Raw genomic sequence first — 5,125 nt, 5'->3', positions numbered from 1 at the left:
TCCAGAGCACTGGCACAAGTTATTAATGGAGAATGTTCTTTATTATAGAAATCTTTCTAAAGGCAGGCAACTTGTTTTTCAACAACGAATGATGCAGTTTTTAAGTGAGGTTTATATCGATGGTGTACAGTTTGAATTGGACGAATTGGATAAGATTTTGGTTGCAGCAAGCGCGGTAATTCCTGTTTTTGGCTTTAAAGAATGGCATTACACTAATTTAAGTGGCATTCTTTTATATCCGGATTATTTTAATGAGGATATGCAATTTGGCAGTAAAGATGACGCTCGCAATATTGGTGGAATTGTCGGGAATGGGCGTTTTGAGAAGCAAATGATTTTATCAAAAAAAGCACTGTATCACGGTTTTGAAAACACAACCGATAAGAGCAATACTGGCATACACGAATTTGTACATCTTATTGATAAAATGGATGATAGAGTAGATGGAGTACCAGAACGGTTGTTAGAACATCAATACACTATTCCTTGGTTAAATTTAATTCACAAGGAAATAGAAGCCATAAACAACAATCATTCTGATATCCGAAAATACGGCGGTACAAATCAGGCTGAATTTTTTGCAGTTGCTTCAGAATATTTCTTTGAGCGTCCTGACTTGCTTAAAAAGAAACATCCAGAATTGTATAAAATGTTGGTTAAATGCTACAATCAGAAATTGGCGGATCCAATTTAAATTTAATTTCTATTTAGGAAAAAGTAAATTTTTTATTGGAAAGGATAAAGAGTGGATATTTTGTTATTACGAATAGGTTTAGCATATTCAAAATATCCGCTAATTGATTTTTTATTCATTCAAAAATTTACCACACTATCTAATGCATCATCTGCATCTTTATGAATAAAATTTGCCTGATAGTTCAAGGTGGTTTTTAAATCACTATGACGATACAATTTCTGTAACATTAATGGATGTATTGCATCCCCGGCAATATTCCCAAAACTATGACGAGCTATGTGCGTAGTTATTTTCTTATTGATTTTAGCCTTTTTGGAGATTGATTTTAAATTGGCATTAAGCCTTTTTGTAGCAGTTTTTCTCTTGTTATACATGTCTTTCGCATTTTCAGGGTCGGCCTTTTTCAATTCAGGGAAAACAAAATCATCAACACTTCTTTTATCATTCCGATATTGGTCTAGAATCTTCAGTACCTTTTCGGGAATTTTTAATGATAGAAGTTTTGCGTTTTTATGCATTCTATAATGCAGTCTGTTGTCATAAATATCCGACCATCTCGTCTGCAATACATCAGAAATCCGCATTCCGGCAAAATTAAAACTGAACAACCAAACATTTCTAGTATGTACCTCTATTGGAGATAAACTCGTAAGGTTTTCTATTCTTTGAATCTCTCTAATATTTAGTCCGACTTTGGAAGTTTCAGGAAATCTAATCTTAATTTTGTCTGTTCCAAAGGGGTACAATTCTCGACTTACGATTTTATATTTGATAGCCCTATTGAACAAAAGCCGGATAAAAACCAAAATGTTCATAATTGAGGTTTCTGAAAGAGAATGCTTTACCTTTAAATTTAGCATCAGTTTTTTAAGAAAACGTTCATCTATTTCTTGAAATGAAAGCTGTTTAGTTTTATTGAACTTAATAATAAAACTTACCCAAGCTTTGTCTGTAGACAGGCGATTTAACTTATCAGAACTTTCCAAATCGTCAAGATGTTCTTGAGCCAATTCAAAAAAGGTTGAACTATTTACAGATGAATAAATTTCTTTTTTTATCTGGTTTGCGGATGCATCTTTATTACCGGATTGCAATGTTATAAGCACTTTATTGGCTTCTGACAGTTTTTGCGATAATAAACTGTTTAGATTGTCAAAATTGGAGTTTGACCTTTTTACACGAATATTTTTTTCGTCCCAATCTTCCAATTCAATATAATGACCTATGTATTGGTATGTTGATTTACGATTTTTTGTGATGCGGATAGCAAGAGGGTAGAGACCCTCTCTATTCGGCTTTTTCCGAAGAACTATTTTTGCGTTTGATGACATTGTTACCTGTTTTTAGCACGAAAGTCAAATCAGGTACAACATTTGTTCGTAGAACCAGTATAAAGATACGATTTTATTGGGTTCCTTGGGTACAACATAGGTACAACAAATGCTGGAATCAATTGATATTAGATGGTATCAAAGAAAATGACATACTATGTAATTAATTGAAAATGAGTGACTTTAGTGTTGTTTAGGCAAATGTACGCTAGACTTAGGATCTAGTGCCGCGAGGTGTGGGAGTTCGAGTCTCCCCACCTGTACAGAAATGAAAGCTTCTCTTTTTAGAGGGGCTTTTTTTGTTGCCAAAAGTTATTCTGTAATACCGCTTTTGCTATATATTAAAATAACCTCATTCAAATTTTAATTTTTCTTTTCAAGCAGTTAAATTTTTTTAGTTCTTTTATGTATGTGATTGACAGATTTACATTTAAAAAAACTTTCATATTTAATATCGGATAAATTTGTCTGATATATATTCCGCACGTATATTTGCATAATGATTTAGATATATTCGTTGAATTTCCAACTGGTAAATCGAAGTGTTATCATTTGCATTTCAGACTGATATTTAAATCTGCAAAAATTGCAGACAACCATCTAATCCTTTATGGTTGTTGTGCATAATATGACCTTCATGTTTAAGATGGCGGAGTAGTCTCTTAAATATACCTTTACCAAAGACAAATAATGTCTGATAGAAGGTAAAATATAATACATATTACTATTGATTTCTCTATATACGCATCCATAGGCCCACGGCACTATGTTTTTGCGGCCGGGTCCGGACCATTAACCTTATCTGTAAGGTTTTGGATTCGCGTGGTGAAGGTCGAACGAATATGAATTTAGGATGATCTTGCTGTTTAATTGGCAATTCTTCTTTTATCGGGGGAACTTTCTATGTGGACATTTTGAACGGATGAAATCTGTAATGATAAAAAGCAATAAATAAAACTTTATGAAAAATTGTAAGATAGGAATCTTGTTGTTTTTGTTGGCAATCCCAAATTTAATAAGTGCCCAAGAGAAGATCACGACCGATAATTGGCTGTCAAGTCCCGGAATTATAGGTACGTTCGTCTTAATAGCCATTGTGATGATTGTTGCCATCATCATATTATTCATAAAATTAAACGGCTATATCGATACTATCAAACGTCGACAGCTCAATAAAAACCGAATGGCTTTTGATGATGAACTGGTGGCGATGGACGGGGGAGATATTGATGCCATCCTCGAAAGACGGAAGGCTGCATTAACCTATAAATTAAAAGGAAACGAACTATCTGGAGACAATGCGGCCATTGATGAAAAAGGTTTGATCCAGCGTGTGGAAAAGGATCCAAACAATGCGTTTTTTGATGAAAAGAAAAAGACCTCGCTCAGTCTCGAAACACCTGAGGAATTAAAGAAGATAGTTATTTATTATATTGGCGCGGCGGCTTTATGGTTGGTATTGGGCACTTTGATTGGGCAGTATTTGGGAATGAAATTCCTTTGGCCAGAAATGGATCATCAGTCATGGTTAAGTTTTGGTCGTTTGCGACCCGTGCATACCAATATGGTGTTTTGGGGATGGTCTTCCTTAGCCATGATCGGGCTTGGCTATTTTGTGATTGCCCGTACGTCCAACAACAAAATCTATAATTATAACTGGGCGTGGTATGCCTGGCGACTCATAAATGCTACCGTATTATTGGGGAGTTTGTGCTTGATGGCAGGAATAAATAACGGTGGCGGTGAATATAGAGAATATATCTGGCCGGTGATGCTCATGTTTGCCATTGGATTGGTGATTACCTTCTGGAATTTTTATAAAACCGTTGCTACACGGAAAATTTCCGAAATATACATTTCCAATTGGTTTATTCTGGCATCCCTTATTTGGACCATTGTTTTGGCCATTATTGGCTATTTACCATTTTATCAAGATGGGCTGGGTGAGACGGTCATCCAAGGCTATTATATGCACCAAGGAGTTGGGATGTGGTTTATGACCTTTACTTTAGGTTTGGTGTATTATTATCTGCCATCGGCGCTAAATAAGCCTATTTATTCCTATTCTTTAGGGGTTTTGGCGTTTTGGACACAAATGCTTTTCTATACCATGATCGGGACCCATCACTTTGTGTTCAGCCCTTTGCCTTGGTGGTTGCAAACAATAGCCATCGTGTTTAGTGCGGGAATGGTGATACCGGTTGTGGCTGGAACTACCAACTTTTTAATGACCATGAAAGGAAGTTGGAGCCATATCTCAAAGAGTTATGTTTTGCCCTTCTTTTTGGTCGGCACCATCTTCTATTTTGTAGGTTCTATGCAAGGAAGTGTACAGGCGTTCCGATTTACAAATTTTGTTTGGCACTTTACAGATTTTAATGTGGCACACTCCCACATGACTATGTATGGCATTGTTGCTTTTTTTCTGTGGGCCTGTATTTATGCCATCTTACCAAAATTAACCGGAAAGGAGCCGGCACAGGTATTTGTGGGCGCACATTTTTGGCTTGCATTTATCGGTCTATTCGCCTATATGATGTCACTCATGGCCGGAGGGACCTTTAAGGGTTTAAGTTGGATAGATGGCGAACCCTTTATAGAATCGGTCATATTGATGAAACCGTATTGGGTCTGGCGAGCCGTTGGTGGATCGCTCATGTTCGCATCACACTTGGTATTCGCCTATAATTTTTACTATATGGTAAAAGGCTATACCAAGAAGCCGTCTGTCACACAAAAAGTAGAAGAAATAACTGTTTAATATCCGTATAACATGCTTAATTTTCATAAAGAACATAAAAACTTAGTGCTTACGGCAGGAGGTGTGTTTATTGCCTTAAGTATTCTTATTGCTGTCCTACCCGCTTTTCAGATGCAGAAAACAGAGCCAATTCCGGATGAGCTACCATTGACGGCCAACCAACGGGAGGGCCTTCATGTGTATGTTGCCGAAAACTGTATGGCCTGCCACACCCAACAGGTGCGCAATATTGAAATGGATAATGTTTGGGGCGACCGACCGTCAATTCCATCGGATTATTTTTATAGTAAAAAACGTATGGATATTTGGAGGCAATCGCCGTCAACTTTAGGAAGC

General features: G+C 36.6%; 4 protein-coding genes. 3 read left to right on the top strand and 1 reads right to left on the bottom strand.

Annotation, left to right across the window (positions count from 1 at the left end; genetic code table 11):
- Positions 1-694: M90 family metallopeptidase (locus tag VLZ86_RS12715; protein WP_325451911.1), on the top strand; the 694-nt coding region annotated here is incomplete at its 5' end.
- 119 nt (positions 695-813) lie between these two features.
- On the opposite strand, the gene VLZ86_RS12710 is transcribed toward VLZ86_RS12715, so the two are convergent.
- On the bottom strand, positions 814-2,028 hold the full coding sequence (locus tag VLZ86_RS12710) for a site-specific integrase (RefSeq protein ID WP_325451909.1): 1,215 nt from the start codon (positions 2,026-2,028) through the stop codon (positions 814-816).
- 961 nt (positions 2,029-2,989) lie between these two features.
- On the opposite strand from VLZ86_RS12710, the gene VLZ86_RS12705 reads away from it, so the two are divergent.
- A complete protein-coding gene (locus VLZ86_RS12705; protein ID WP_325451907.1) occupies positions 2,990-4,789 on the top strand; it encodes a cbb3-type cytochrome c oxidase subunit I in 1,800 nt (599 codons plus the stop codon).
- A 12-nt stretch (positions 4,790-4,801) separates the two neighbouring features.
- Positions 4,802-5,125, top strand: a 324-nt coding sequence (locus tag VLZ86_RS12700) for a cbb3-type cytochrome c oxidase subunit II (protein WP_325451905.1), incomplete at its 3' end; no start/stop codon positions are given.

It is taken from the genome of Gelidibacter sp., assembly GCF_035515035.1.
GTDB lineage: Bacteria > Bacteroidota > Bacteroidia > Flavobacteriales > Flavobacteriaceae > Gelidibacter.
Note: the sequence above shows the minus strand (reverse complement) of the source record. Positions and strands in the feature narration are given on the sequence as shown.